Origin of the sequence: Streptomyces sp. HNM0574 (assembly GCF_012726235.1) — a bacterium.
GTDB lineage: Bacteria > Actinomycetota > Actinomycetes > Streptomycetales > Streptomycetaceae > Streptomyces.
The window spans coordinates 1-24,079 of the sequence record NZ_JAASAH010000019.1 but is presented as its reverse complement, the minus strand read 5'-3'; the positions used below and the strand labels follow the sequence as shown (position 1 = coordinate 24,079).

23 protein-coding genes and 1 tRNA gene are annotated in these 24,079 nt (G+C 71.1%); 13 read left to right on the top strand and 11 right to left on the bottom strand.

The window, feature by feature from the left end:
• The first annotated feature begins 29 nt into the window (after window positions 1–29).
• From HCC30_RS24920 to HCC30_RS24910, 3 genes are read left to right on the top strand one after another with little or no spacing between them, the layout of a single operon-like run.
• Window positions 30–731 (top strand): hypothetical protein, encoded by a 702-nt coding sequence (locus HCC30_RS24920; protein ID WP_240979867.1) that lies wholly within the window; start codon window positions 30–32, stop codon window positions 729–731.
• A gap of 25 nt (window positions 732–756) precedes the next feature.
• A complete protein-coding gene (locus HCC30_RS24915) occupies window positions 757–5,217 on the top strand; it encodes a DUF6531 domain-containing protein (RefSeq protein ID WP_169445025.1) in 4,461 nt (1,486 codons plus the stop codon).
• Between the two features lie 27 nt (window positions 5,218–5,244).
• Window positions 5,245–5,712: a hypothetical protein gene (locus tag HCC30_RS24910; RefSeq protein WP_169445024.1), complete on the top strand. Its 468-nt coding sequence runs from the start codon at window positions 5,245–5,247 to the stop codon at window positions 5,710–5,712.
• A gap of 13 nt (window positions 5,713–5,725) precedes the next feature.
• On the opposite strand, the gene HCC30_RS24905 is transcribed toward HCC30_RS24910, so the two are convergent.
• Entirely contained in the window at window positions 5,726–6,382 is a 657-nt protein-coding gene (locus HCC30_RS24905; RefSeq protein WP_169445023.1) for a class I SAM-dependent methyltransferase, read from the bottom strand.
• Between the two features lie 190 nt (window positions 6,383–6,572).
• Here HCC30_RS24905 and HCC30_RS24900 point away from each other — a divergent pair.
• Together HCC30_RS24900 and HCC30_RS24895 are read left to right on the top strand one after the other, a co-directional pair.
• Window positions 6,573–6,645: transfer RNA gene (locus HCC30_RS24900), tRNA-Asn, on the top strand.
• A gap of 263 nt (window positions 6,646–6,908) precedes the next feature.
• A complete protein-coding gene (locus HCC30_RS24895) occupies window positions 6,909–7,640 on the top strand; it encodes a dienelactone hydrolase family protein (RefSeq protein WP_169445022.1) in 732 nt (243 codons plus the stop codon).
• Window positions 7,641–7,665: 25 nt separating this feature from the next.
• Here the strand turns inward: HCC30_RS24895 and HCC30_RS24890 are convergent, their stop codons facing one another.
• The gene (locus HCC30_RS24890; RefSeq protein WP_169445021.1) at window positions 7,666–9,378 is read right to left on the bottom strand and encodes a TIGR03086 family metal-binding protein; all 1,713 of its coding nucleotides are present in this window, start codon (window positions 9,376–9,378) and stop codon (window positions 7,666–7,668) included.
• A 197-nt stretch (window positions 9,379–9,575) separates the two neighbouring features.
• Between HCC30_RS24890 and HCC30_RS24885 the strand changes: the two genes are divergently transcribed.
• A complete protein-coding gene (locus HCC30_RS24885) occupies window positions 9,576–9,893 on the top strand; it encodes a hypothetical protein (protein WP_240979866.1) in 318 nt (105 codons plus the stop codon).
• 85 nt (window positions 9,894–9,978) lie between these two features.
• Here the strand turns inward: HCC30_RS24885 and HCC30_RS24880 are convergent, their stop codons facing one another.
• Together HCC30_RS24880 and HCC30_RS24875 are read right to left on the bottom strand one after the other, a co-directional pair.
• Window positions 9,979–10,329: a hypothetical protein gene (locus HCC30_RS24880; RefSeq protein ID WP_169445020.1), complete on the bottom strand. Its 351-nt coding sequence runs from the start codon at window positions 10,327–10,329 to the stop codon at window positions 9,979–9,981.
• 198 nt (window positions 10,330–10,527) lie between these two features.
• Window positions 10,528–10,986 carry a helix-turn-helix domain-containing protein gene (locus tag HCC30_RS24875; protein WP_169445019.1) on the bottom strand — a complete coding sequence of 153 codons (459 nt, stop codon included), beginning with the start codon at window positions 10,984–10,986 and terminating at the stop codon, window positions 10,528–10,530.
• A gap of 90 nt (window positions 10,987–11,076) precedes the next feature.
• On the opposite strand from HCC30_RS24875, the gene HCC30_RS24870 reads away from it, so the two are divergent.
• The 5 genes from HCC30_RS24870 (at window position 11,077) to HCC30_RS24850 (ending at window position 15,827) form a co-directional block, all read left to right on the top strand.
• A complete protein-coding gene (locus tag HCC30_RS24870; RefSeq protein ID WP_169445018.1) occupies window positions 11,077–12,261 on the top strand; it encodes an MFS transporter in 1,185 nt (394 codons plus the stop codon).
• 246 nt (window positions 12,262–12,507) lie between these two features.
• Window positions 12,508–12,789 carry a peptidylprolyl isomerase gene (locus HCC30_RS24865; protein ID WP_169445017.1) on the top strand — a complete coding sequence of 94 codons (282 nt, stop codon included), beginning with the start codon at window positions 12,508–12,510 and terminating at the stop codon, window positions 12,787–12,789.
• Between the two features lie 498 nt (window positions 12,790–13,287).
• Window positions 13,288–13,785, top strand: a complete 498-nt coding sequence (locus HCC30_RS24860) for a hypothetical protein (protein ID WP_169445016.1) — start codon at window positions 13,288–13,290, stop codon at window positions 13,783–13,785.
• 20 nt (window positions 13,786–13,805) lie between these two features.
• Window positions 13,806–14,087, top strand: coding sequence for a transcriptional regulator (locus tag HCC30_RS24855; protein ID WP_169445104.1), 282 nt, complete (start codon window positions 13,806–13,808; stop codon window positions 14,085–14,087).
• A gap of 246 nt (window positions 14,088–14,333) precedes the next feature.
• The gene (locus HCC30_RS24850; protein WP_346776793.1) at window positions 14,334–15,827 is read left to right on the top strand and encodes a helix-turn-helix domain-containing protein; all 1,494 of its coding nucleotides are present in this window, start codon (window positions 14,334–14,336) and stop codon (window positions 15,825–15,827) included.
• Between the two features lie 67 nt (window positions 15,828–15,894).
• Here the strand turns inward: HCC30_RS24850 and HCC30_RS29230 are convergent, their stop codons facing one another.
• The 3 genes from HCC30_RS29230 to HCC30_RS24835 all read right to left on the bottom strand — a co-directional run bounded on the left by HCC30_RS29230 (window position 15,895) and on the right by HCC30_RS24835 (window position 18,728).
• Window positions 15,895–16,512, bottom strand: a complete 618-nt coding sequence (locus HCC30_RS29230) for a M23 family metallopeptidase (RefSeq protein ID WP_169445015.1) — start codon at window positions 16,510–16,512, stop codon at window positions 15,895–15,897.
• Window positions 16,513–16,602: 90 nt separating this feature from the next.
• Complete coding sequence (locus tag HCC30_RS24840) at window positions 16,603–17,985, bottom strand: protein kinase (protein WP_169445014.1); 1,383 nt, start codon at window positions 17,983–17,985, stop codon at window positions 16,603–16,605.
• The gene (locus HCC30_RS24835; protein ID WP_169445013.1) at window positions 17,982–18,728 is read right to left on the bottom strand and encodes an FHA domain-containing protein; all 747 of its coding nucleotides are present in this window, start codon (window positions 18,726–18,728) and stop codon (window positions 17,982–17,984) included. Before HCC30_RS24835 ends, HCC30_RS24840 begins: the two co-directional genes overlap by 4 nt.
• Before the next feature lie 370 nt (window positions 18,729–19,098).
• On the opposite strand from HCC30_RS24835, the gene HCC30_RS24830 reads away from it, so the two are divergent.
• Window positions 19,099–19,998: a hypothetical protein gene (locus tag HCC30_RS24830; protein ID WP_240979865.1), complete on the top strand. Its 900-nt coding sequence runs from the start codon at window positions 19,099–19,101 to the stop codon at window positions 19,996–19,998.
• A gap of 88 nt (window positions 19,999–20,086) precedes the next feature.
• Here the strand turns inward: HCC30_RS24830 and HCC30_RS24825 are convergent, their stop codons facing one another.
• From HCC30_RS24825 to HCC30_RS24815, 3 genes are all read right to left on the bottom strand, one after another.
• Window positions 20,087–20,764 (bottom strand): ankyrin repeat domain-containing protein, encoded by a 678-nt coding sequence (locus tag HCC30_RS24825; protein WP_169445101.1) that lies wholly within the window; start codon window positions 20,762–20,764, stop codon window positions 20,087–20,089.
• A 133-nt stretch (window positions 20,765–20,897) separates the two neighbouring features.
• A complete protein-coding gene (locus HCC30_RS24820) occupies window positions 20,898–21,938 on the bottom strand; it encodes a vWA domain-containing protein (protein ID WP_169445012.1) in 1,041 nt (346 codons plus the stop codon).
• 131 nt (window positions 21,939–22,069) lie between these two features.
• A complete protein-coding gene (locus HCC30_RS24815; RefSeq protein ID WP_169445011.1) occupies window positions 22,070–22,516 on the bottom strand; it encodes a MarR family winged helix-turn-helix transcriptional regulator in 447 nt (148 codons plus the stop codon).
• A 51-nt stretch (window positions 22,517–22,567) separates the two neighbouring features.
• On the opposite strand from HCC30_RS24815, the gene HCC30_RS24810 reads away from it, so the two are divergent.
• Window positions 22,568–22,960 (top strand): hypothetical protein, encoded by a 393-nt coding sequence (locus HCC30_RS24810; protein WP_169445010.1) that lies wholly within the window; start codon window positions 22,568–22,570, stop codon window positions 22,958–22,960.
• Window positions 22,961–23,161: 201 nt separating this feature from the next.
• Here HCC30_RS24810 and HCC30_RS24805 read toward each other — a convergent pair whose 3' ends face one another.
• Complete coding sequence (locus tag HCC30_RS24805) at window positions 23,162–23,719, bottom strand: class I SAM-dependent methyltransferase (protein WP_169445009.1); 558 nt, start codon at window positions 23,717–23,719, stop codon at window positions 23,162–23,164.
• Window positions 23,720–24,079 lie beyond the last annotated feature (360 nt).

Below are 24,079 nucleotides of genomic sequence, written 5' to 3'. Positions count from 1 at the left end.
ACAGGCGCCATGCGAAAGGGAATCGAGTCATGACGCAGCCGGTCACGGAACGTTCCGGTACCACGCCCGTGGGCTACGGACTGAGGTTCCCCGACTCCTGGTGGCACCTCGACCTCGACCCGGCCACCCGGGACGCGTCGATCCGCCGGCAGATCGAGTCCCAGGCCGAGGGCGCGCCGCAACTGCCCCGCGAGCAGCTCGACAGCCTGATCCGCACCACCCGGCAGACCGCACGCGAGGCGTACGGGCAGGGGGCGCTGCAGGCCTCCGGCATGCTCAGGATCCTCAAGGCCGGCACCGCCCCGCTGGTGCTCAGCGCCACCGCCGTCGTGCTGCGGATGACCGTGCCGGAGGGCGAGTCCGAGGACCTGGCCGACCTCGTCGTCGGCGCGGGCATGCAGGTCGCCACCGCCGCGGAGGGCACCGGACTGCCGCCCGGCGAGGTCGAGTTGCTGGAGCTGCCCGGGGTCGGCGCCGTCGGCCGGATCACCAGGGTCGAGGACGTCGACATCAAGGGGAACCGGGTACCCACGGCGATGCGGCACACCCTGATCCCCGTCCCGCACAGCCGGGACTACCTCCTGCTCGCCTGCTCCACCCCGAACGTGGACCTCGCGGAGCAGTTCTACGAGGTCTTCGACGCGATCGCCGCGTCCTTCCGCTTCGACGCGGCGGACAGCACGGCGGACACCACGACCACGGCCGGTGCGGCCGGACACGAAGGGAAGTGAGGTCGCGGCCATGGTCCGACCTGCGGTGTCCGAATGGGAAGACGTCTTCGGGTTCTCCGACGACCCGACGCCGGGCGATGCGGACATGCTCGGCAGACTCGCCGACAGCTACCGCTCGGTGGCGAACGACGCGGGTGACGCCCTGCCCCTGGTCTCCGGACTGGAGGGGAACCAGGTGGGCGAGGGCAAGTCCATGGACAAGCTCCGCGAGAAGCTCGGGGACCTCGCCGAACAGGTCCGCAAACTGCACGACTCCTACGACCAGGCGGCCGGCGCGCTGAGCACGTACGTCGAGTCGCTGCGCGACCAGCAGCGCAAGGCCGACGGCGCGCTGGAGCAGGGGCGCGACGCCAAGCAGCGCCTGGAGTCGGCGACCGAGGTGGTGCGCGCCGCCGGGGCCGACATCGGCCGGCTCGACGGGCAGGACCCGCCGCCGGACGACAAGGAGGCGCGGGCCAGCACCCGCCGCGCGCTGGACGAGGCGCGCAGCAGCCAGTCGTCGGCGCAGGCCAGGGCCGACGACGCGCAGGCCGACCTGGACGCCGCCCGGCTGCTGGCCGAGGACGCGCGGCAGGTGCGCGAGGAGGACGCGGGCGTCGCGGCCCGGGCGCTGGACGAGGCCAAGGGCGAGTCCGTCGAGGGCTACAGCCTCTGGGACAAGATCAAGAAGGCGTTCAGCACGGCCCTCGGCATCATCAGCGCGGTACTGGGCGTCATCGCCCTGCTCGTGCCGGGCCTCCAGGGCCTGGGGATCGCGCTGACCATCGGCAGCATCGTGGCCGGGGCCGCCTCGCTGGGGATCAACATCTCCATCATGGCCGAGACGGGCGAGTGGAACATCGGCGAGATCGTGCTCGGCGTCGTCGGCATGGTCGCCGGAGGCGCCGCCCTGTTCAAGGGGCTCGGGGGACTGGGCTCGGCCATCAAGGGCGTCAAGCCGGGACCGATGAAGTCGTCCAAGGTCGACATCCGCGTCGACGGCAGGTCCGGCGGAATCAAGACCTGCCGGACCGACCCCGTCGACGTCGCCAGCGGCGAAATGCTGCTGCCGCAGACCGACTTGGAGCTCCCCGGCATCCTGCCGCTGACCGTCTCCCGCACCCACCTCTCGACCTACCGCTACGGCCAGTTCTTCGGCCCCTCCTGGGCCTCCACCCTCGACCAGCGCCTGGAGGCCGATGACACCGGACGGGTGTTCTGGGCCCGCGAGGACGGCTCCGTCCTGACCTACCCCCGGCTGCCCGGCGGCACGGACGGGAAGGTCTGGCCCGAGGAAGGCCCCCGCCTCCCGCTGACCGCGGCCGGCACCGGCGAGGCGGGCGAGTCGGTCTACCACGTCACCGACCCGCACACCGGCGTCGTCCACGTCTTCGCCGGCCACCCCGCCCCGACCGACGGCGGCCGCCCCGCGTACGAGAACAGCCTGTACTGGCTGACCCGTTGGCACGACCGCAACGGCAACGCGGCCACCGTCCTCCGCGAGGAGGACGGCACCCCGACGGAACTGACCCACACCGGCGGCTACCGCGTCACCCTCGAATGCCCCGTGGGCCGCATCACCCGGCTGTCCGTCACCACGCCGGACGGCCCCGTCCAGGTCATGTCCTACGCCTACGACGACGCGGGGAACCTCACCCACGTCACCAACTCCTCCGGCAAACCCATGGAGTTCGGCTACGACGACCGCTCCCGCATCACCTCCTGGACCGACCGGAACGGCTCCACCTACCGCTACGTCTACGACGACGACCACCGCGTCACCCAGACCCTCGGCCCCGAGGGCTACCTCTCCTCCCGCTGGGCCTACGACCCCGACCTGAGGAGGACGTACTACACCGACGCCTGCGGGGCCACCACCGTCTACCAGCTCAACGAGCTGTACCAGGTCACCGGCGAGACCGACCCGCTGGGCCACACCACCACCTCCGAGTGGGACCGCTACGACCACCTCCTCGCCCGCACCGACCCCCTCGGCCACACCACCCGCTACGAGTACGACCGGTCCTTCAACCCCACGGCCGTCGAACTCCCGTCCGGCACCCGCGCCACGGCGACGTACAACGCACTCAACCTCCCGCTCACCTCGACCGGGCACGACGGGACGACCTGGCGGTACGCCTACGACGAGAGCGGCAACCCGACCGAGGTGACGGCCCCGGACGGCAGCACGCACCGCTGCACCCACCACCCCAACGGCGCCCCGGCCACCGAGACGGACCCCTCCGGAGCGGTCCTCACGCACGTCACCGACCCGGCGGGCCTGCCCCTCACCGTCACCGACGTCTCCGGCAGCACCGTCACCGTGGAACGGGACGCGTTCGGCCGGCCCACCGCGGTGACCGACCCGCTGGGCGCGGTCACCCGTGCCGCCTGGACCGTCGAGGGCCTGCTCTCCAGCCGCACCACCCCCGACGGCCGCACCGCGCACCTCACCTGGGACGGCGAGGGCAACTGCCTGACCAGCACCGACCCCGCAGGCGGCGTCAGCACGTCCGAGTACACCCACTTCGACCGGCCCGTGGCCCGTACCGGCCCCGACGGTGTCCGCCGCACCTTCACCTACGACCCGGAGCTGCGCCTCACCCGGGTACGCAACCCGCAGGGCCTCAGCTGGGACTACACCTACGACAGCGCCGGACGCCTGGTCGCCGAGTCCGACTACGACGGCCGCGAGGTCACCTACACCCACGACGCCGCTGGCCACGTCGTCGCCCGCACCACCCCGCTGGGCGAGACGATCACCTACGACTACGACCCCGTCGGCAGGCTCCGGGCCAAGACCACCGCCGGGGTACGCACGTCGTACACCTACGACCCCGGCGGAGCACTCCTCCGGGCCGAATCCCCGCACTCCACCCTGGAGTTCGAACGCGACCTCATGGGCCGTCCGCTCACCGAGACCGTGGACGGACGCACCACCCGCTACACCTACGACCACCTCGGCCGCCGCACCTCCCGCACCACCCCCACGGGCGCCGTCACCGAACTCGGCTACGACGCCGTCGGCAACCGCGTCTCCCTCACCACCGACGGGCACCGGGTGGACTTCACCCACGACGTCCTCGGCCGCGAACTGGCCCGCATCTGGGGCACCGAGGCCGCGCCCGTGCGGGCCACCACCGCCTGGGACACGGCCGGCCGCCCCGTCGCCCACGGCCTCGTCACCCCCGGCCGCACCCTCCGCGACCGCGGCTACGCCTACCGCGCCGACGACCACCTCACGGCCGTCACCGAGTCCGTCACCGGCACCGTCCAGCAGATGGAACTCGACCCGGCCGGGCACCCGTTGACCGTCACCGCCGGCGGCTGGACCGAGTCCTACGCCTACGACCCGGCGGGCAACCAGACCGACGCGACCTGGCCGGAGAAGGCCGGCCGCGCCGAGGCCCGCGGCGCCCGCACCTACACCGGCACCCGCATCGAGACCGCAGGCGACGTGCGCTACGAGCACGACGGCGCGGGCCGCATGCTCCTGCGCCAGAAGCGCCGCCTGTCCCGCAAGCCGGACACCTGGCACTACCGGTGGGACACCGAGGACCGCCTCGTCTCCTGCACCACCCCCGACGGAGTCCTGTGGTCGTACACCTACGACCCGCTCGGCCGCCGCACCGCCAAGTACCGCATGAACGCCGACGGTTCGGTGGCCGAGGCCGTCCACTTCACCTGGGACGGCACCCGCCTCGCCGAACAGACCGACTCGGCCACCGGCGTCACCCTCACCTGGGACCACGAGGACCACCGCCCCCTCACCCAGCTGGAGCGCAAACCCCGCCACGGACGGGAGCTCACCCAGGGGGAGTACGACTCCCGCTTCTTCGCCCTCGTCACCGACCTCGTCGGCACCCCCACCGAACTCGTCGACGAAACCGGCCACATCGCCTGGCGCTCCCGCACCACCCTGTGGGGCACCACCACCCGCAACCGGGACGCCACGGCGCACACCCCGCTGCGCTTCCCCGGCCAGTACGAGGACCCCGAAACCGGCCTCCATTACAACCACTTCCGGCACTACGACCCGGAAACCGCCCGCTACACCACCCCCGACCCGCTGGGCCTCCTCCCCGGCCCGAACCCGCTCGCGTACGTCCACAACCCGCTCACCTGGCTCGACCCGCTCGGCCTGGCGCCCAACACCTGCTCGGGGAACGCGAAGGTGCTGGGCGACAACATGGTCGCCAACAACATCACCCGGCCACCGGACACCGCCGCGCACCACATGGTGGCCAGCGGTTCCGCGAAAGCGGCGCCGGCGCGGGCCCAGCTGCAGCGGTTCGGAATCGACATCAACGACGCGAGGAACGGCGCTTTCCTGCCGAGGGGTTCGGCCTCCGCGAACCCGAACGGCACGGCAGTACACTCCAAAGTGCACACGAACGCGTACTACGACGAAGTCAACAGGCTCATGGCGGGAGCGCGGAACGCGACGGAAGCGCACGCCGTCCTGGACAAGATCCGGACCGGCCTCCTTTCCGGCCCGTGGCCCTAAACCTTCAGCAGACTCAGAACGGAGCACGTGGGACCCATGTTTCGCATCGCGGAGGCCTCGGACGTATACCGTCAACTCCTGGACGAGGAAACGGCGAACGCGGCAGACCGCCAGCCGCACCCGGCACTGCGGGCCTTTTCCCGCTTCGCCCGCGCCGATTTCCCCGTCCCGGAGAACGAGGACGCCGACGGGTGCCTCTTCGAATACGGAGTGACCAGCCTCACCGGAAGCCGGATGTTCACGCTCAACCTCACCCGGCAACTGGAACTCCCCGAGGATGCGGAAGAGGGCGAGGGATATCTCCAGGTCTCCTGCGAACTGCATTACACCCCCGTGCCCGCGCTGGAGGCACTCGGTTCGGACGCGCATTGGTGGTTCCGCGGAACGGGAGAGGAATTCGCCGACTGGTACGCCTCCCTCCCGCTCCCGGACCTCCTGGCCGCCCTCGGCAACGAGACCCCGGCCCAGGTGACCGTCGCCCAGGACCTCGCCTGACCCCTGGCCACCCTCAACAACGGCGCCACACCAGGCTGTAGCGCCAGAACAGCCGCCGCCGCAGCCGCGCGCGGGGGAGGACGGCCGTGGCCTCGCGGACGATCTCGGGGAAGCTCATCTCCGCCGGACGGGTCCTCGCCGTCATCGAGACCGGGGGCGGTGCCGCGTGCCCCCGGTTCTTCAGCAGGCCCGTGGCGGCGTTGAGCGGGGCGGCGACCGTGCCGAGCAGGTAGTCAGCAGGCGTGCCCGGGCGGGCCAGCCCGAGCAGCACCAGCGTTCCGCCGGGCGCCAGGTGCCGGCGGAAGACGGTGAGTGCCTCGGTGAACGGCAAATGGTGCACCGTGGCGACGCAGGTGATGACGTCGTAGGACTCCGCGGGGACTCCCGTCAGCGCGTCCGCGACCGTGAAGCCGACGGGCGCGTCCCGGGGCGTCAACTCCCGTGCCCGGGCGGTGATCTGCGGGTCGGCGTCGATCCCGTCCACCGCGTCGGCCCGCCCGGCCAACAGCCTGGCCAGCTCACCGCTCCCGGAACCGACGTCCAGCGCGTTCCCGAAGCGCCGGGGGAGCTGCCGCAGGATCCAGGGGTGGTAGTGCGCGTTGTGATCCCACGGGTGGGCCGCGTTGAACTCCTCCAGCGCCCGGAGCACGCGGTAGGGCAGCGTCGTCATCCCGCCACTCCATCAGGGCTCTCGCGCCACTGCCATGGAAAAACCCCACTGCGACCGCGTCCCGCACGGGCGGAAAAGACGACGAGGGGACCGGACCGTGGACCCGGCACGAGCCCGCGTGTGCGTGCGCTAATATTGTTCACCGCGAGGACGCGCCCCCGGCATCGGACGGCGGGTACCAGGCGAGCAATCCCGTGTAGCTCAATCGGCAGAGCAGCCGGCTGTTAACCGGCAGGTTACTGGTTCGAGTCCAGTCGCGGGAGCAAACGAGAGGGCCCCTTACCGAGGGGCCCTCTCTTCGTGCTGCCCGCCGTTCCAGGACGCCGCGACCAGGCCCTCGCGTGCCTGCGCTAAGCTGCCCGGCCATGACTACCGGGACGGCTTCGCGCCACACACGGATCGGTGACCCGGTGCTCCGCTGAGCACCGCACGGGCCGGTGCGGCCCTGCCGTCCGGCCCAGGAGCACGGGCTCCGCCTCCGTCGTGTCGATCAAGGCTCAACACCTCGACCACGACAGGAGAATCCATGCTCACCAAGACGCTCACGATCCCCACCGCGGACGGCCTGGCCGACGCGTTCGCCGCCTTCCCGGACAACGGCGAGCGGCACCCGGGCGTGCTGATGTACGCCGACGGCTTCGGCATCCGCCCCGTACTGCGCGAGATGGCCCGCGAACTGGCCGGACACGGCTACTACGTGCTCGTCCCCCACCTCTTCTACCGCCACGGCCCGGCACCGGTGATCGAACTCCCCGAGTACATCGGGGAGAAGGAACGCCCCGAGGTCTTCGCCCGGCTGATGCCCTTGATCGAGGCACACACCGCCGACCGCGCCCTGAGCGACGCCGACGCGTTCCTCCGCTTCCTCACCGCCCAGCCCGAGGCCGCCGCGGGCCCGGTCGCGGTGACCGGCTACTGCATCGGCGGCCTCCTCGCCGTACGTACCGCCGCCGCCCACCCCACCCAGGTGGCCGCCCTCGCCGCCTTCCACGGCCCCGTCACCGCCGACGGCCCCGACCTCTTCACCACCATTACCGCCGAGACCCACCTCGCCCACGCCGAAGGCGACATGACCCCCGAAGCCCTCACCGACCTCAACCACACCCTGAACACCGCAGGCGTCCACCACACCTCAGAGATCTACCCCGACACCACCCACGGCTTCACCATGTCCGACACCGACGCCTACAACCCCACCGCCCTGCAACACCACTGGAACCGCCTACTGCCCCTTCTGGGACGGACGTTGAGGCACTGAGCCCCGGGTTGGGGCGTGAAGTGGCCTACGTGGCCCAGGGGTTCGGACGGGAGCGTGGTGGGCCCTCTGCTTGCCGGCGAATTGGGCCGGCTCCCTCGAAGCCCGCATGAACAGGCCCCATTCGGGCCCGTACGGTATGCGGCCCCCCAACCCGCTCACCCCCCCCGACGCGCCGCCCGAGGAACGCCGCCACCTGGTCCAGGGCCGGGGCGTGGGCGGGGGCGGGCCGGGGTGGGGCGAGGGAGCCGCCGGGGGTGCGGGGGAGGGGGCCGTAGATGTCGTGGACGACGGGGAGGGCCGCGTGGGCGATTTTGGGCTCCAGGCCGGGGTCGTGGCCGAGGGCGGTGGCGAGGTCCCAGGCGTGGACGAGCAGTTCGATGAGGAGCTGTTCGACCAGGCGGCGGCCCGGGGCGGGGCCGAAGGAGCGGTCCAGCAGGCCCGGTTGGAGGAAGGCGGCGCGGGCCTCGGCGGCGGCGGTTTCGAAGGCGGCGATGTGGTCGTCACCGAGGTGGTCCTCGTCGGGTCCGCCGTCGGGAGCGGAGCCCTGCGCCAGGCCGCCCCAGATGATGTTTTCCCAGACCAGGTGGTCGAGCAGATCGCGTACGGTCCAGGCCGAGCAGGGGGTCGGCAGACCGAACTGACCGGGCGTCGTTGCGCGGACGAGTTCCGCGACGCGGTCCTGGACGCGCGTGAACGCGTCGAGGACGCCGCCGGGCCACGGGTCGGTGCCGTCCGCGTACAGGGCTTCGAGCTGGGCGTCGCGCGCGCCGGGCGCGGGGTTGGTGCGCAGGGCGGTGACGAGCCACCGTCCTTCCTCGGCGATCCCGGCGGGTGCGGGGCGGCCGCCGAGGACGCACAGCAGGTGCCAGAAGCGTTCCACGGCGGGTTCGGCCGCGGCGGTGAGCTGCTCGCGCAGGAGCGCGCGGGCCTCGGCGTCGTCGGTGCTCACGCCGGGCGCCGAGTTGGCGCGACTGGGCAGCCAGGCGGCGATGACGTCGGCGACCACCTGGTCGGCGGCGGGGGAGTCGGCCGCCGTGCCGGTCCGCACCGCCTCGCGGACGCGCGCCGTCCAGGTGTCGGTGAGCGCGCGCATCTCCTCCGCCACGGCGGCGTCCCGCACCCCCTTCCCCTGACGGGCGGCGTACTCCGCGAGCCGCCGCATGGCGGGCCCCAACTCCCCGCCGGCGACCAACTCGCCCAATTCCAGCCACGCTTCCACCTGTTCGTCGGTGGGATCGTCCGGAAGGCAGGCCCCGGCCGCGAGGAGCCCCTCACGGAAGTGGGGGACGTCCAGATCGCCGAGCGTGCCGGTGAGGAAGTCGTGGACGAGCCTGCGCCGCTCGTCGGGGTACATGTGGGCGGTACGCGTCATCAGGGCGAGTCCTTCGTGCGTGGTGCGACGGGTGACGGTGCGCAGGACGGCCTGGTGGGCCCGTAGCCGTCGGATCTGCGTCTCCAGTGCCTCGACGTGTGCGGCCGCGACCTCGGTGAGCCCGTCCTCACGGTCCAGCGCGTCCCGGATCTCACCGAGCCCCATCCCCAGGTCCCGCAGCGTGCGGGCCAGGCGCAGCCGGGCCAGACCGGCGGCGTCGTACCGGCGATAGCCGCCGGCACTCCGGCCGACCGGCGTCACGACGCCCACATCCGACCAGTGCCGGACCACTTTCACCGACAGCCCGGCCTCCCGCGCCACGTCCCCGATGCTCCACGTCGGCCCCGACGCGTCGTCGCTGCTCATGCGCCCCACCTTCGACTCTCCCTCGGTGGGAGAGTCAAGCAGCTTCGAGGGCGCCGGTGGTCTTCCCGGCCGGGCCGGGGACGTGCGCGCTGTCCCGCGCTCCGAAGCCAGGGGGTAAATCCCGCTCGCCGGAAGGGAATTCGGCGTGAGAGCTGCTGCATCAGCGCGGCCGGCGAACGGCATTCACCGTCAGCGGAATGACAGCGGCGTGGGCCGCGCTGGTGCACACCATCGACGAGTACACCAAGGACCTCTGCTGCAGAAACTGGCTGCACGAAGCCTGGCTCCTGCTGGACGAACACATCGTCCAGCTCTGGACCCTGCGGATCGAAGCCCTCGACGACCGCTACCGGGCCTCGACCGTCGACGACGACGGCCAAGCACTCGCCCACTTCCACCGACTCCCCGGCCCCGACCTGTGGTGGTGGCGCCGACACCCCCGCATCCTCACCGGGAGCCTCGGGCGGTCGTTGACCTCGGTGGGTGCTGTGGGCATCGACGCGGACGCAACCTGATCCTTCAGCGTCCGAGGAGCGTACCCAGGGACGTACTGGAGGGGGAGGTCAGGGCGAGCGGGGCGAACCTCATTGTGGTGCCGGTTCAGTCTCCCTGCGACCACGCGGCCGACGGGAGCGACAAGTAGATGCCGAAATCGCGGAGCCCGGTCGAGGTCCTGATGTCCTTGTGAAGCCTGTCCACGCGTTCCTGCCGGTTGGCGGCCCTGCTTTCGAACCACTTGGACTTCACCTCGATCACCACGTCCAGGCCGCTGCGGTCCAACGGGCTGAGCTTTCGGAAACGAATCTCCACATCACCCGGCCGCAAGGCCCCGTCATACGGTTCCTCGGGACACTCCACGGCCTTCGACACCAGGTGCGGAAGCACCGACCCCAGTTCGCGAAGGCTCGATTCGGCCACACCGGGCGCGTGGACAACTTCGACAAGCGGCATCGGGCCACTTTAAATCCGCTCCGACGGACTGATCACGACGTACGCCGGGCACGGGCCGACGTCTTGGCGCGATGCCCTGTCTCCCCGGCGCTGATCACGGCAGACCTCTGCCATGTCGTGTCCCGAGGAATCGCCCCGCCCTGGGGGCGCGCCGCACAGGTGGTCCGATGCCCGGGACACCGGCGTCCTGCCACCGGGCTACCGCGCCTTCTCCACATGCGTCGTCTCCGCGTCCAGCGGTGTCCCGTCCGAGCCGGTCGGGGTGAACTGCGGTACGGGGGTGCCGTGTTGGTCGAGGAGGGTGGAGTGGGGCTCGTCGGGGGTGAAGGCGTGGTGCTCTCCCCACTGGCGCAGGGTGAGGATCACGGGGAACAGGGCGCGGCCGGCGTCGGTGAGGACGTACTCCTGGCGGCGGCCCGAGGGGGCGGTGCGCTGGGCGAGGAGTCCGTGGGCGGTGAGCTTGCGGAGGCGGTCGGTGAGGATGTTGCGGGCGATGCCGGTGCGTCGCTGGAACTCGGTGAACGCCCGTGCCCCGTCCATCGCGTCGCGGATCACGAGCAGGCTCCACCGGTCGCCGACGAGGTCCAGGGTGCGGGCGACGGGGCAGTCGGGGTCGGTCCAGTCGGGGTTCGGCACGCGGTCGGCCGGGCGTGGCATGACACCTCCCAATGGGTTGCGGATTGAAACCATCATGCCGCATGCCGTAGCGTCCAATCAGTTGCAATACGCTACTGATTGGGGAGCGGGATGGACGCGTGGCGACGGTTACTGCTCGCGGTGGTCTGTGGTGTGGCGGTGGCCGGCGTCTACGCCGCGCAGCCGGTCCTCGACGTGATGGGACGCGATCTCGGCCTGCCGCCGGGGCTCACCGGCTGGATCGTCGCGACCGGCCAACTCGGCTATCTGGCAGGGCTGGTGCTGCTGGTGCCGCTCGCCGATGCGGTGGCCGACCGGCGCCGGCTCATCGCCGTGCACCTGGCGGTCACCGCGACGGGCCTGACCCTGACGGCCTCGGCGTCGGGGCCGGGCACGGCGTTCGCGGGGCTGGCGGTGGCCGGGCTGTTCGCGGTCGTGGTGCAGACCACCGTGGCGTACGCGGTGTCCGTCTCGCCGCCCGCCGAACGCGGCCGGAACATCGGCGTCGTGACCTCGGGCGTCGTCGTCGGCATCCTGGGCTCGCGGGTCGTCACCGGCTCGCTCGCCGAGGTGTGGGGCTGGCGGAGCTGCTACGCGGTGCTCGCGGTGCTGTCCCTCGGGCTCGCCGGCCTCGTCCTCGCCGTACTGCCCGCGGAGATGCGTCCCGGCCGGTCCGTCCGGTACGGGCGGGCCGTCCTCGCGCTCGGCGGCGGACTGTTCGGGCAGCGCACCCTGCTGACGCGCGGACTGATCGCGTTCTTCCTCTTCGCGTCCTTCGGGACCCTGTGGAGCGGGATGTCCCTGCCGCTGGCGGGCCCGCCGTGGCAGCTCGGCGAGAGCGGGATCGGACTGTTCGGCCTCGTCGGACTCTCCGGCGCGCTCGGCGCGGCACGCGCGGGACGGTGGGCCGACGCGGGGCGGGCCGTTCCGGTCACGGGTCTCGCCCTCGTCCTGCTCGTCCTCTCGTGGGCGGCGATCGCGCAGCTGCCGTGGTCCCTGTGGCTCCTCGTCCTCGGCATCGTGATCCTCGACTTCGCCGTCCAGGCCGTGCACGTGAGCAATCAGCACCACCTCACCGCCGTGTACGCGGACCGTGCCGACACCGTCATCGGCGGCTACATGGTCTTCTACTCGCTCGGCTCCGCCCTCGGCGCGGCCACGACGACCGCCGCCTTCACCGCCGGCGGCTGGTCGTACGCCAGCCTCCTCGGGGCCGGATTCGCGGGCTGCGCGCTGGCCGTGTGGGGGACGGAGCGGCTGCTTCGTGTTCCGGTGCGGGCGGGGGCTGCGAAGTAGGGCGTGGCGAGAACTCGTGGTGACAGCCTGCTTGTTGTTCCGTACACGCGGCCCCCCGTAGCCGGGTTCAAGCCGCCATCGGGCCGCGGGAGGGGCGTGCGCACGCGACCGGCCGACCGTCGCACGACCCGGTGCGCTGTCCGTCCCGGCAGGGGGCCGGGCGGTGAGCCCTTGCCCTGGTGCGTGTCGGTTCGGCGTTCGTGAGAGTCTCGGGGGATCCACATTCCGATGCAAAGGAGTACCCCCATGGCCACGGCAACCGCGCGGCACATCCTCGTCCCCTCCGAGGACAAGGCGACCGAGCTGAAGGCGGCGATCGAGGGCGGAGCGGACTTCGCCGAGCTGGCGAAGGCCAACTCCACCTGCCCCTCCGGCCGCCAGGGCGGCGAGCTCGGCTCCTTCGGCCCCGGCCAGATGGTCCCCGAGTTCGACACCGTCGTCTTCAGCGCGCCCGTCAACGAGGTCCAGGGCCCCGTGAAGACCCAGTTCGGCTACCACCTCCTCGAGGTCACCAGCCGGCAGGACTGATCAGGACCCGCACCTGAGACGACACCCGGGCGCTCGCCATGTCTCCATGTGGCGGGCGCCCGGGTGTGTGCGTGGGGGGCTCACGTACGGGCGGGGCTGGGGATGACGCTCGGTAGCGAGCTCCCCTCGCCTCAGTCCACCGATCCCCGCCGACGCGGTCACCGGCGACGAGACCGGAAGCCCCCCTCCTCTCGGCCGAGTTGATGCCGGCCCCCGGACCCAGGCGGCCCGGCCGCCCCGGTCGATGCCGCCCACGCTCGTGCTCCACGGTGCACACGTGGCCTCGGAGGCACCCGACCGGCCCGGGGCGAGCGTGACCCAGTTCCCCTGCACACCGACCTTTTCGGCACGGTCCTCGGCCTGGAGCGGGCTCTGGTCACGCGGAGGGGGAAGGGTCGGTGGTGAACTCGGTCGGCCTGCCCGGGTGTTGGACCATCAGTTTCCGGTACGGAAACTCTACGTTTGCCGGTGTGGAAACCGGCCGCTACAGTTTCCGGCATGGAAACCAACGGGGAAGCTGTCCGCCCATCGGCTGAGGAGGCGCGTGCCGCCCTGGCCGGTACCGACCGGGTCCGCGCGTCCGTCGCCGCACGGTCCGCCACGCCGTGGCCGGTGTGGTTCGTCGTGATCACCACCGCCATGCTCGTCGTCCTGCCGGTCACGCTGGGTGGTGTGCTGGCCGAGCCCGAGTGGCTGATGCCGCAGTGGGCGTGGACCGTCACCATGTTCGTGAGCGAGACGGTCTTCCTCGCGCTCTTCGCCGTTGCGGGCAGGCGCTGGCGGGCCAGGACGGGCGTGGCGCTGCGCATGGACGTCCTGCCCCGGCACGTCACACTGCCGGCGATCGTCGGACTGCCGGTGCTCGTGCTGGGCAGCGGCTACGCGTTCCGGTACACCGGACAGCCGCTGTGGCTGTTCGCCGCCGCTGCCGTGGGGGCGGCCGTCTCCCTCGCCTTCCACCTCCGGTTCGTCCACCTGCACCGGAAGGCGTCGTGAGCGCGAGCACCGGCAGCCCGATGAGCGGCTTCAACGCCACCATCCACGCGCCCAACCGGCTTCGCATCTGCGCGGTCCTGGACACCGCGGGCGAGGCGGAGTTCGCCGTGGTGCAGGAGCAGCTCGACGTCTCGGCGTCCGTGCTCAGCAAGCACGTGACCGTGCTCATGGACGCCGGTTACATCGAGCAGCGCAAGGCCGTGCGCGACACTCGGCAGCGGGTGTGGCTGAAACTCACCCGCCAAGGACGCGCGGCGTACCGGGCCCACATCGACGCGCTGCGCGCCATCGTCGGCACGTAGCCGGAACGGCCCAGCCCGGCACGGCTGTTGGCGCCATTCGCCACCCGCCGGAGGCCGGTGGCGGCGCGCATCCCCCACGACGGCGCCCGTCACGGTCGAGTCCGCCGCCCGGCACCCCGGTCACCGGCCGCCCGCCCACGCGAGCGGTGGAGCGACGCGACCGTGAAGGGCGCGTCGGCGTCACCATGCGGCGTTCACGCCGCAGCAGGGTAGGAACAGGGCACATCGACCAAGGGGGATGGCGGCGTGGGCGAACCGGGGGCGCGGTCGCGGGACGGACGGCTGGACAAGCTGCTGCGGGAGGCGCGGAGCCAGATGGCGCACGGGGGTGAGCCGGACGTCGGGAAGGTCCTGGACGGGCTGCAGCGGCAGACGGGCGCCCATCTCGCGCTGGTCGCGGACGACGCGGACACCGTGGAGTCGTCCACCGCCGGCTTCCCCCGCGAAGTGCTGGCCTCGCTCTCCCCGGTGCTCGCACGCATCGCCGGCGGGCAGCTGGCCGCGGCCGCGACGAGCGCGGGGGAGTGGCACGTACGCTGCGAGGCGCTGGAGTCGCACCCGCCGCGGCCGGTTCTGGTCCTCGCCAGCGCTTCGCAACCCTCCCCGGAGACCGTGGTGTTGGCTTCACACACCGGCAGCGTCGTCGCACTGCTGCGCAGCGCCGGCGCACGCGACAGAACCTGGCGCGGCTACCAGCACAAGGCGCACCAGGTCCGCTTCGCCGTGCTGCACGCACTGCTCGCGGGGGACCCGTTGCTGGCCCGCCGGATGACCACGGGCGCCGTGCCGCCGCTGCTGGACGCCGACCGGCTGCGCATCCACCTGCTGCGCTGCCCGTCCGCCGACCGGGATGGGATCGCCCGCGCCTACCAGGACCCCTCCGGCTACCACGGGCCGGGACTGCTGGTGCACTGCCCCGTCTTCAAGGAGCACCTGATCTGCCTCATTCCCGACGACGCGGGAGTGGGCGGCGGCAGCGGGAAGGCACACGGGCTGGAGCAGACCCTGCGCCGTCTCGTCCGCGACAATCCGCGCTACGCGCTGGGCATCAGCGGCCCGCAGCCCCTCGGCTCGACGGCCCAGGCCTACAGCCAGGCCAACCACGCCCTGGCCGCCGCCCGCACCACCCCGGACCGCGTCGCCTTCCACCACGGCCAGACCTCCCTGGACGGCATCCTTCCCCACCGGCCCGCCCTCGCCTGGGCACGCGCCGTACTGCGGCCCCTGGCGCAGGTCCCGCCGGCCAGCACCGACATCGCCCACCTCTCCCTGAGCATGCCCCGCGCAGGCGTGGCCCGGCTGCTCAACCTCAGCCGCAACACCGTCACCACGTACATCGGCCAGGTGGAAGACGCCCTCGGCCTCGACCTCACCGACGTCCGCACCCGCGCCGAGATCCATCTGGCCTTCGCGCTCAGCGACTCGCTCACCGGGCCCGAACCCGACGGCGAGCAACCACCCCCGCCCCTGGAGGAGTTGCTGAGCGTCGAACCCGCCGCGGCCTGGGCGGGGAGCCTCCTGCGCCCTCTCCGGCCCCAGCACCGCCGCACACTCCAGGCCTGGATCGACGCGAACGCCGACGCCCAGCGGGCCGCGCACCGGATGGGCATCAGCCGCAACACCGTCCGCGCCCATCTCCGCACCACCGAGGCCGTACTCGGCCTCGATCTGCTGACCTCGGGAACCGGAATCCACGAACTCGTCCACGCCCTCCGCATCACCAGCAGCCGCGCCGTCTGAGCGCGCCCCGGACAGCGGGTTTCCCGCGCCCCGTTCCGGAGCGCGGGAAACCCGCCGGAGGCGACGGTCAGCAGTTCTTGCTGGTGACGCTCTTCCAGGTGTTGTTGGCGCCGGTGTACTTCTTCCCGTTGAAGTGGACCGCCTTGCGGTGCTTCTCACCGGTCCAGTTCCCGGACTTCTTGTAGCGCTGCTCGTAGTGCAGGTGCGCGTGCGTGGTGGCGCCGGAGGCCCCGATGCGGCCGATCTTCTTGCCGCGCTTGACCTTCTGGCCCTCCTTCACGTACGTGTTCGCGTCATCCTTCAGGTGGTAATAGGCCGTGAACCAGCCGTTCTTGTGCTTGATCTGGATCGTGTGGCCCGAACCCTTGGTGTAGTACGTCCCCACGACCTTGCCCTTGTACGAGGACACGACCGCCTTGCCGGCCGAACCGGGATTGCCCTTCTTGACCATGTCCAGGGCGGGACTGTGACCCCAGGTGTCGAGCCGCATCTTGCTCTTGCACCGGAACGGCATCTGGAACTTCGGCTTGCCCTTCGCCGCCGCCTCGGCCACCGGCTCCCGCTCGACGGCCGGGGCGCCGGGCGAAGCCGCGCCCGCCGGGGAAATCCCGGCCCCGAGCGCCACTACCGCCGAGCCTGCGACAACCGCCTGCGCCGGGCGCATCAGCTTCCGTGTGGTCTTCACGCGTAGGTCCCCCTGTGTGCATCGATGGTGCTGCTCCGTGAACACGCACCATGCTGCGCGCGGCGCCGCACGGCGCGTACCCCGCAACTCTCAGGGAGCGCAGCTCCTCTCCCACTCCAGCGAACGGACCACGTCCCCCGCACCGGACAGGTTCCGCCGCTCACCCGCCGGTACACAGCCGATCCGGCCCCGGTAGTCGGCCTCCCGGTAGAAGAGCACGTCGTGGTACGGCTCGTCCTCGGTGTAGCCGTTGTTGAACACCGACCGCGGCGGATTCTCCGCACCCCAGCCGCACACCACGCGTCCGCTCAGCCAGTCACGCTCGTTGTCCCACCAGTTGCACACCTCACCCCGCCCGTCCTTCCCGGAGAAGAAGCAGACGTTGCCCCGCGAACACCGCTCGAAGCCGGCGGGCGCCTCGGAGCCGGAGAACCTCCCGTCCGCGGCGACCAGACTCCCTCCCACCCCCACCGCGGCCGTGAGGAGAGCGCTGCCGAGCGCCAGACGTCTGCGGCCGCCGCGGCGCGGTCTCAGCCTCGGCAGCCGCGGCGAACGGCCCGTCCCCGCCGCCGACTCGACGCGGCGCAGCAGCGAGCCGACCTCGTGCGCGGCGCGCTCCTCGTGCGTACGGGCGAGACAGTCGGTGACGATCTCCCGCCAGGCCGTGGGGAGTTCGGGCGACAGGCGCAGCTCGCACAGGCCCTGCGCGTAGGACGCCAGGGCCTCCCGCCGCGCCGCCGCGGTCGCGCCCGGCAGCGGCGAAACCCCGGTCAGGACCAGGTGCGCGACGACACCGAAGGCCCACACGTCGACCGACGGGCGGACCTGCCGGCCACGCGCGTCGAGCTCGCCCCACAGCAGCTCCGGCGGCGTGTAGTCGGGCGAGGCGAAAGCGGGCGCGTACCCGTGGGTGCCCTCCATCTCCGCCGCCAGGTTGAAGTCGCCCAGCCGTACGGTGCCGTCCGGCATCAGCAGAACGTTGCCGGGCTTGAGGTCACCGTGCACCCAGCCCGCACGGTGCAACTGTGCGATCCCCTCGCACACTTGGGCCAGCAGCCGCGGGCCGCCCGCCAGCGGACGCGGACCCGTCCGGGCCAGCACCTTGTCCAGCGAGACCTCGGCACGCTCCAGCACGAGGACCGTCGCACCGTCCAGCGCGGGCCGCCCGGGATCGTCGACGGTGAGGGCCTCGTACATCCGGATCAGCCGCGGACGCCGCAGCCTGCGGTGGATCTCCAGCTCACGCCGCGCGAGATCCTGCAGGTGACGCAGCTGGCGGGGCGTCCGGGTGCCGGTCGGCAGGAACTTCAGGGCGGCCTCCTCCGGAAGAGATCCGCCGCCCCCGCCCGCCCGGCGCGCCCGGTAGACGCTGGCGAAGCCGCCGGACGCGAGTGGCTCACCCACTTCCCAGCCGCCCACCCGGTACCCGGCGGGCACCACCACCGCATGCGCCCCCTCGCCGCGCCCCGTCATCGCGCCACCGCCCCGCGCAACACATCGAGATCGGACTCCCGCACGAGATCGAACCGCAGCGCGAGCGAAACCAGCGACTCCTTCTTCCCGTTGCAGCGCGGCCCTCGGTCGGCGGACTCCGCAGGCTCCTTCAGCCGCAGCTTGACGGCCAGATAGTCGATGTTCCACTGCAGCGCACTGCGGCTCACCCCGGGCCAGACCGGCCGGAGCTGGTCCACGAGCTGGTCCGTGGTGGGCAGCACCGCGTACGGGTCACCGCACAGCCGCGGGCGGCACAGCGCGACCAGCACGAGGAAGTAGCGCGTCGACCGGTCCAGAGCGAAAGCCGGCGCCGTGGTCTGCCCCGGAAAACCGCCGGTACTGCTGCGGTAGTCGTGACGCGGCGCCCAGACGTCGAACGCGAGCAGCTCGCCGTTCGCCGGCAGCACCACACGTGCGAACTCGAACGGCACCGGCGCGGCCACGCGTCCCGGCGCGACCTTGATGTGCTCGCCCGCGCCCTCGGGATTCTCCACGACGTACGTCTGGCCCGTACTGAGATTACTCAGGGACCAGAAAGCCACGGACGCGGTGACAATTCCAGCATGCCGGGAAACCCCCGGATGCGGAATGGTGAGCTGCCGGTTGGCCCCGGAGCCGCCGTCCGCCACCGTACGGCCGAAGTCGAGAGCCTCCCCGGGGGCGAGCCGGAGCTGCCCGTCCGGCGCACCGCTCCCCGGCGGAACAACAATGATGCTGAACATGGTGACGCGTCCCCCGTTCACTCTGCTGCATGCTCAATTGCCGGGGAATTCCGCCCCGTTGGCGTGAAGACCACCCGTCGCACGGGAAGCACCACGTTCCCGGGTAACGCCCGGACCCCGCCACGAAAGACGTTAGAGCCGCCCTTCCCGCCGCCCAAGGTGCACGCTGCTCGAAATCTCCGGCGTACTGTGCACGGTGCTCAGGCGGCCCGCCGACGGCTCGATGCCGACGGCCGGTTCTCGCCAACGGGCACCGGCCCGGGGCGCCGGTCGCTACCGTCGTGAGGACGGCGAAGGGCGGGCGGGGCGGGCCGTTGCGCAGATGCCGCGGGCGACCGCCGGGACCGGCCGAACCGTGGAAGGGGCACCCATGGGCGTCGACGCACCCCACCCGTCCGGGCAGTTACCGCACGGCGCACCGCGGCCGTGGCAGCGGCTGCGCGAGGAGGAATGGCCGTCGCTGGGGGACGCGCCACGGGGGGTGTGGGTGGTGCTGGCTCTCCCGTGCCTGTGGTGGCTGACCGTGCCACTGGTCCTCGGCTACCAACTGGCCCGTACGGCACGGCGTTCGGCACGCCGGATCTTCCCGCTGCGCCCGGAAGGGCACGCGGAGGACCCCGAGGTGTTGCGCGTGCAGCGGGTGCGGGCCTGGACGGCCCTGGTGATGTCGGGGGCGCTGCTGGCCGTGTTCGGTGACCGGCAGGACGTGCAGGAGGCGTATCTGCAGACCGTGTACCGGATGTTGCTGGCGCCCTGGTCGGCACTGCTGATCGCGGCGTCGGTGGTGGCGCTGCTCTACGGGACGGCCAGGCCCGGGGCGCGGCAGACCATGAGGACGCACCTGTGGCCGGCCGGACGGTCGGCCCTGTGGTACTTCGGCGCCTGGTTCCTGGTGCCGCTGGCGTTCTGGGCGGCGTTCGAGGGGATGGACCTGTTGCCCAACGAGTTCCACGGCCCGCCCGGTCTGCTGCTCCTGGTGCTCACCGTCGCCCTGCTCTTCGCCCTCTGGACGCCGTTCTGGTGGGGACTCTTCTTCCTCTGCTTCGCGTCGGGCCCGGCGCTGCGCCGCGCGTTCAACCTCTCCGCCGTGCACGCGGCACTGCCCGCACTGGTGACTTCCGTCCTGGTCTGGGCCCTGGCCCTCCTCGGCCTCCTGACGGGCGGCCTGCCACCGGGCCCGACACCACTCGCCCTCACCGCCCTCCTCGGCGGCCCACTGTCGGTAACGGCAGTCTCCTGCTGGGAAATCCGCCGACTGCGGCGGGGGTAGGGGTGCGCTCTTGGCCGGACACGACCCGCCCCGGCTTGGGCGGCGTGCTGCTACACGGCAGGTGAAATGCGGCCGCTGTGCGACTCCGTCAGGACGGAGGGGCTTGCGGGGCCGGCAGGGGAGGGGGAGACATACGCGAGTGCTTGATGCGGGTCCACCCCTGAGGCGTGACGTGGTAATGGTCCCCGCCGTCGGAGTCCATCCGTGAGTGGGCGTGTACGCGCAGCCGGTCCTCCTCAAGCCGGTAGGTGAAGCCTCCCATCATCCCCACGACGGGGAAGACGATCTGCACGGCCGGCCCCTCCGTCAGTGGAGACAGCGGAGGCAGTAGGTGATGGGTCTCCTCGAAACAGCGTCCCGTCTTCTCTCGGAGCAGAGCGTGGAAGCGGTCCTCCAGCATCTCCGCAGGAGAAGGCAGTGGCCGCACCACGACTGGATCGAGGAGTTCCAGCAAGTGAGTGTGTCCCCGCTCCCGTGCGACATCCACGGGACGCTGCCCGTCCCGGGTGCGCTGAGTGCGCCAGCCACCGTGCGCGAGAAGCCTGGAGACGACAGCGAAGTCCGCGCCGTGCCAAGCCGCCTGATGCAGGGGAGCAAAGCCGGTACGGTTCCCGGGCCGGGGGAGGTTGACCCACCCGGCGTTCTTTCCCAAAACCTCGAACATGCCTGTCCAGTCAGCGTCCCGGGCCTTGTCCGAGAACCGGTCCCGCTCCTCCAAGAACGCCTTGCCGTAGCGGCCGCGGTCGGTGAGGCCGTCCCAATCCATGCTGATCACCCGCACAGGCTACCCAGGCCCTCAGGAAAACCTGAACCGCCCACAGCGCTACGGACGGAACCCCGACGGCCGCGCCCCGGAATGCCCCGACGGCCGGCCGTCGGGGCATTCCACGAAAGAGGTGTCAGATCATCAGGAGCAGCCGGGTGTGCGGTACGAGTTTGCGGTTGACGCTGGTGCTTTGCACGAAGATGGTGAAGTCGTCGTTGTGGTCCGGCTTGACGCGGACTTCCGCGTCGGGAAGTCCGAGAAGAGTACGGGCCTCCGGCCCTGTGTAGACGCGGTCCGTCTTCTTCTCCAGAACCGCTATCTGCTTCCGTGCCTGGACCTTCTCCGACTTACTGAGCTGGTAGAACGCACAGCCGGTGCGGTAGGTGTGTCCGCATTCGGTGACCCATTCCCGGATTCCCGCCTCGCGAGCCACCGGAATCAGCTGGTACTCGGACGGCTTCACCGGCGTGAGACCAGCGGCCTTGATGGTGTCCTTGTTGACCGCCTCGGCCCCGGTGGAGAACACCGCCCGCGACCCGCGGATACCCTGCGCACGGCCCACCATGAAATTCTCGGTCGCCTGCTGAATGGCCTGCCCGGCCTCTTCCAGCCCCTGGGTGCTGGTGGCGTCCCAGATGGCGATGTTGTCCTTGGGGAAGCCGCACTGCATGGCCTCCCGCTTGCCCATCTGGTCCGGCACCAGGACGGCCAGCGTCCAGTTGTCCTCCTGCGTCCGCGTCAACTTCGCCACGGCCTCGGTCAGTTCCCGTGGGCTCGAGGCCGGGGCGTCGGGACAGCGGTGGCTGGCATTCTCCTGCCCGTCGGTCAGTACGAAGGTCAGGAAACTGTGGTCACCGTAGAGCTGAGCCGTCTGCGCCAGCTCGTTCTGCGACTTCAACGTGGCCGCCAAAAGTGCCGTCATGCCACCGACTTGGTAGAGCTGCTTCAAGGACGGCATCCGCAGCACGTCCTTGTCGTAGACGACGCACTCCACATCGCTGGCGAACACATACACCGTGACGCGGGTTTCCTGATCCAGCTCCTTCGACCGGCGGGCCAGATACGCGATCTGCTGATCGGCGACCTCGACCACCTTGCCGCTCAGATGCGACATCGACGAACTGGCATCCAGCACGAGAGCAACGTGATTGATGTAGTTCTGAGTTCCGGACATGAAAGGCTCCCCCTCTTCCGACTCGATGCATCGATCGTCTCACCCACCACTGACAATCGATCTTGGTCGGCTTGAGAGGGTGCCCTCTCAGGAGGCCTGGTCCGGTGCGGAGTTGGACGCGGGCGCGCGGCTCAGCCTCCCGTCCGTCCCTGGCTCACCTCGTACACCAGACGCAAGGCCCGCAGAAACACCTCCCGGTCGGCCTCCGGAACCCGCCCGAGCAGTTGCTCCTCGCCCGCCTGGACAGCGGCCTGCACCACCCCCCGGAGCCGGCGCCCCTCGGGAGTGAGCGAGAGCAGCCGCACCCGACGGTCCTTCGGATCGGGCCGCCGGGTGAGCAGCCCACGGGACTCGAGATCGTCGAGCACGGCGATGATCCGCGTCTTGTCCGCGTGAATCGTCTCGGCCAGCGCGGCCTGCGTACGCAGCGGCGTCTCGTCCAGATGGGAGAGCACCGTGTACGCCCACATGGTCAGGCCGTGAGCATCAAGGACCGGCCGCTCGGCGGCCATCAGAGCACGCCCGAGAGGGACGACCATCGCAGCGAGGCCGGGCCGGGGCGGGGGAGAGGCGGACATACCGCGAACGTACCCGTTGACAAACCATAGGCACAATCAGACCGTAAGCACATGCCTACGAAACTGCTGCGCTCCTCCTGGATCCCCGGCCCCGACCACGACCAGCCCGGCCCCGTCCTCGTCAGCATCACCGACTTCCACCTCAACACCGCCACAGACCTCCCCGCCGCCCACCGCGCAGCCCGCCGCCTCGCCACCAACTGGCCCAACCTGCAAGGCGCATACGGCATGTGGCTATGGGCACGCCCCTTCACCCGCCACTGCGGCGCGGTAGCCATCTGGCGCAACGAGGCCGCCCTGCAGGGGTTCGTCGGCTGGGGGCCGCATGCCGAGATCATGCGCAGGTACCGGGGCAGAGGGGCGTTGACGTCCAGTACTTGGCATGCGGAGGTGTTTGACCGGGTGGGGATCTGGGGGCGCGCTCGGAGCCGTTTGTTGGCCTGACCCTCGTCGGTGGGTGGCCGTCTGCTTCTGTCCGGGGGCGTCCTGTTGTTGCCGGTGGTGGCCCTGGGTGTTGGGGTCCTTCCGCGCTTCCGCGACGCGGATGCCAGCGGAGTGCTTGTCTCTGGGTGGGTGTGGCCGGGGCTGGTGCCGCGGCTGTGGGTCAGTGTTGTGGCCCCTCGGCTGTGGTCCCTCGGAGGTGGGTCAGGGGTCTGGGGTTGGGGGTTGGTGGTGGATGGTGATGGCGTAGTCGCCTCCGGTGTAGGGGGTTTGGTGCCAGGTTGCGTAGCGGGTGTGGTGGGTGAGGCCGGCGGTGTGGCAGTGGGTGTCGTAGTCGGTGAGGGTGTAGCCGCGGTTGAGGGAGAAGCCGGTGATGAGGTGGCCGCCGGGGCGGATGTGGCGGGCGAGTGCGTGGATGAGGGCGGCTTGTGTTCCGGGTGGGGTGAAGAGGGGGACGTTGCCGGCCATGACGACGATGTCGTAGGTGCGTTGCAGGTTGAGGTTGGTGAGGTCGTGTTGGTGCCAGTGGAGGGTGGGGGCCAGGCGTCGGGCGGTGGCGAGCATGGAGGCGTTGTTGTCGATGCCGGTGGTGGTGATGCCGTGGCGGGCGAGTTCGATGGCGACGCGGCCGGTGCCGCAGCCGGCGTCGAGGACGGTGGTGGGTGCGAAGGAGCGGACGAGTGTGGCTTCTGCGTGGACGTCTTCTCCTTCGCGGGCGAGGCGGTCGAACCGGGCCTGATAGGCGTCACCGTTCCATTCCATGCGGTCACCGTGGCACACCGTTTGGGGCATGCCCCTGTCGGGTGCCGTCCTGCCTCGGTGCGGTGTCCGGGGGCGGTGGAGGGTTGGCCGTGGGGGTCTCGGGTTGCTGGTCATGGCGGGCTGCGGGGGAGGGGGCGCGTCCAGCATCCGGTGTCGCGTACGTAGCTCTGCTGTTCCGGGGCCTTGGGCCTTCGGCTACCGGCTTTGTTTCCCGGGCTTTGCTTCCGGGCCTTGTTCCAGGCCTTTGCTTCCCGGGTCTCATCTCCTGGGCCCTGGTTCCTGGGCCTGCCGTTCTGTCTGGGCTGCCGGTGGCCCTGCTGTGTGTCCGGCCTTCCGCGTTCCGGCCTGCCTGGGTTTCCG

Bases quoted from the DNA above. Each gene is read 5' to 3' on its own strand.
- HCC30_RS24920 (WP_240979867.1), top strand. From the start codon at position 30: ATGACGCAGCCGGTCACGGAACGTTCCGGTACCACGCCCGTGGGCTAC.
- HCC30_RS24905 (WP_169445023.1), bottom strand. From the start codon at position 6,382: ATGACGACGCTGCCCTACCGCGTGCTCCGGGCGCTGGAGGAGTTCAAC.
- HCC30_RS24895 (WP_169445022.1), top strand. From the start codon at position 6,909: ATGCTCACCAAGACGCTCACGATCCCCACCGCGGACGGCCTGGCCGAC.
- HCC30_RS24890 (WP_169445021.1), bottom strand. From the start codon at position 9,378: ATGAGCAGCGACGACGCGTCGGGGCCGACGTGGAGCATCGGGGACGTG.
- HCC30_RS24885 (WP_240979866.1), top strand. From the start codon at position 9,576: ATGACAGCGGCGTGGGCCGCGCTGGTGCACACCATCGACGAGTACACC.
- HCC30_RS24880 (WP_169445020.1), bottom strand. From the start codon at position 10,329: ATGCCGCTTGTCGAAGTTGTCCACGCGCCCGGTGTGGCCGAATCGAGC.
- HCC30_RS24875 (WP_169445019.1), bottom strand. From the start codon at position 10,986: ATGCCACGCCCGGCCGACCGCGTGCCGAACCCCGACTGGACCGACCCC.
- HCC30_RS24870 (WP_169445018.1), top strand. From the start codon at position 11,077: ATGGACGCGTGGCGACGGTTACTGCTCGCGGTGGTCTGTGGTGTGGCG.
- HCC30_RS24865 (WP_169445017.1), top strand. From the start codon at position 12,508: ATGGCCACGGCAACCGCGCGGCACATCCTCGTCCCCTCCGAGGACAAG.
- HCC30_RS24860 (WP_169445016.1), top strand. From the start codon at position 13,288: ATGGAAACCAACGGGGAAGCTGTCCGCCCATCGGCTGAGGAGGCGCGT.
- HCC30_RS24855 (WP_169445104.1), top strand. From the start codon at position 13,806: ATGAGCGGCTTCAACGCCACCATCCACGCGCCCAACCGGCTTCGCATC.
- HCC30_RS24840 (WP_169445014.1), bottom strand. From the start codon at position 17,985: ATGACGGGGCGCGGCGAGGGGGCGCATGCGGTGGTGGTGCCCGCCGGG.
- HCC30_RS24835 (WP_169445013.1), bottom strand. From the start codon at position 18,728: ATGTTCAGCATCATTGTTGTTCCGCCGGGGAGCGGTGCGCCGGACGGG.
- HCC30_RS24830 (WP_240979865.1), top strand. From the start codon at position 19,099: ATGGGCGTCGACGCACCCCACCCGTCCGGGCAGTTACCGCACGGCGCA.
- HCC30_RS24825 (WP_169445101.1), bottom strand. From the start codon at position 20,764: ATGGATTGGGACGGCCTCACCGACCGCGGCCGCTACGGCAAGGCGTTC.
- HCC30_RS24820 (WP_169445012.1), bottom strand. From the start codon at position 21,938: ATGTCCGGAACTCAGAACTACATCAATCACGTTGCTCTCGTGCTGGAT.
- HCC30_RS24815 (WP_169445011.1), bottom strand. From the start codon at position 22,516: ATGTCCGCCTCTCCCCCGCCCCGGCCCGGCCTCGCTGCGATGGTCGTC.
- HCC30_RS24810 (WP_169445010.1), top strand. From the start codon at position 22,568: ATGCCTACGAAACTGCTGCGCTCCTCCTGGATCCCCGGCCCCGACCAC.
- HCC30_RS24805 (WP_169445009.1), bottom strand. From the start codon at position 23,719: ATGGAATGGAACGGTGACGCCTATCAGGCCCGGTTCGACCGCCTCGCC.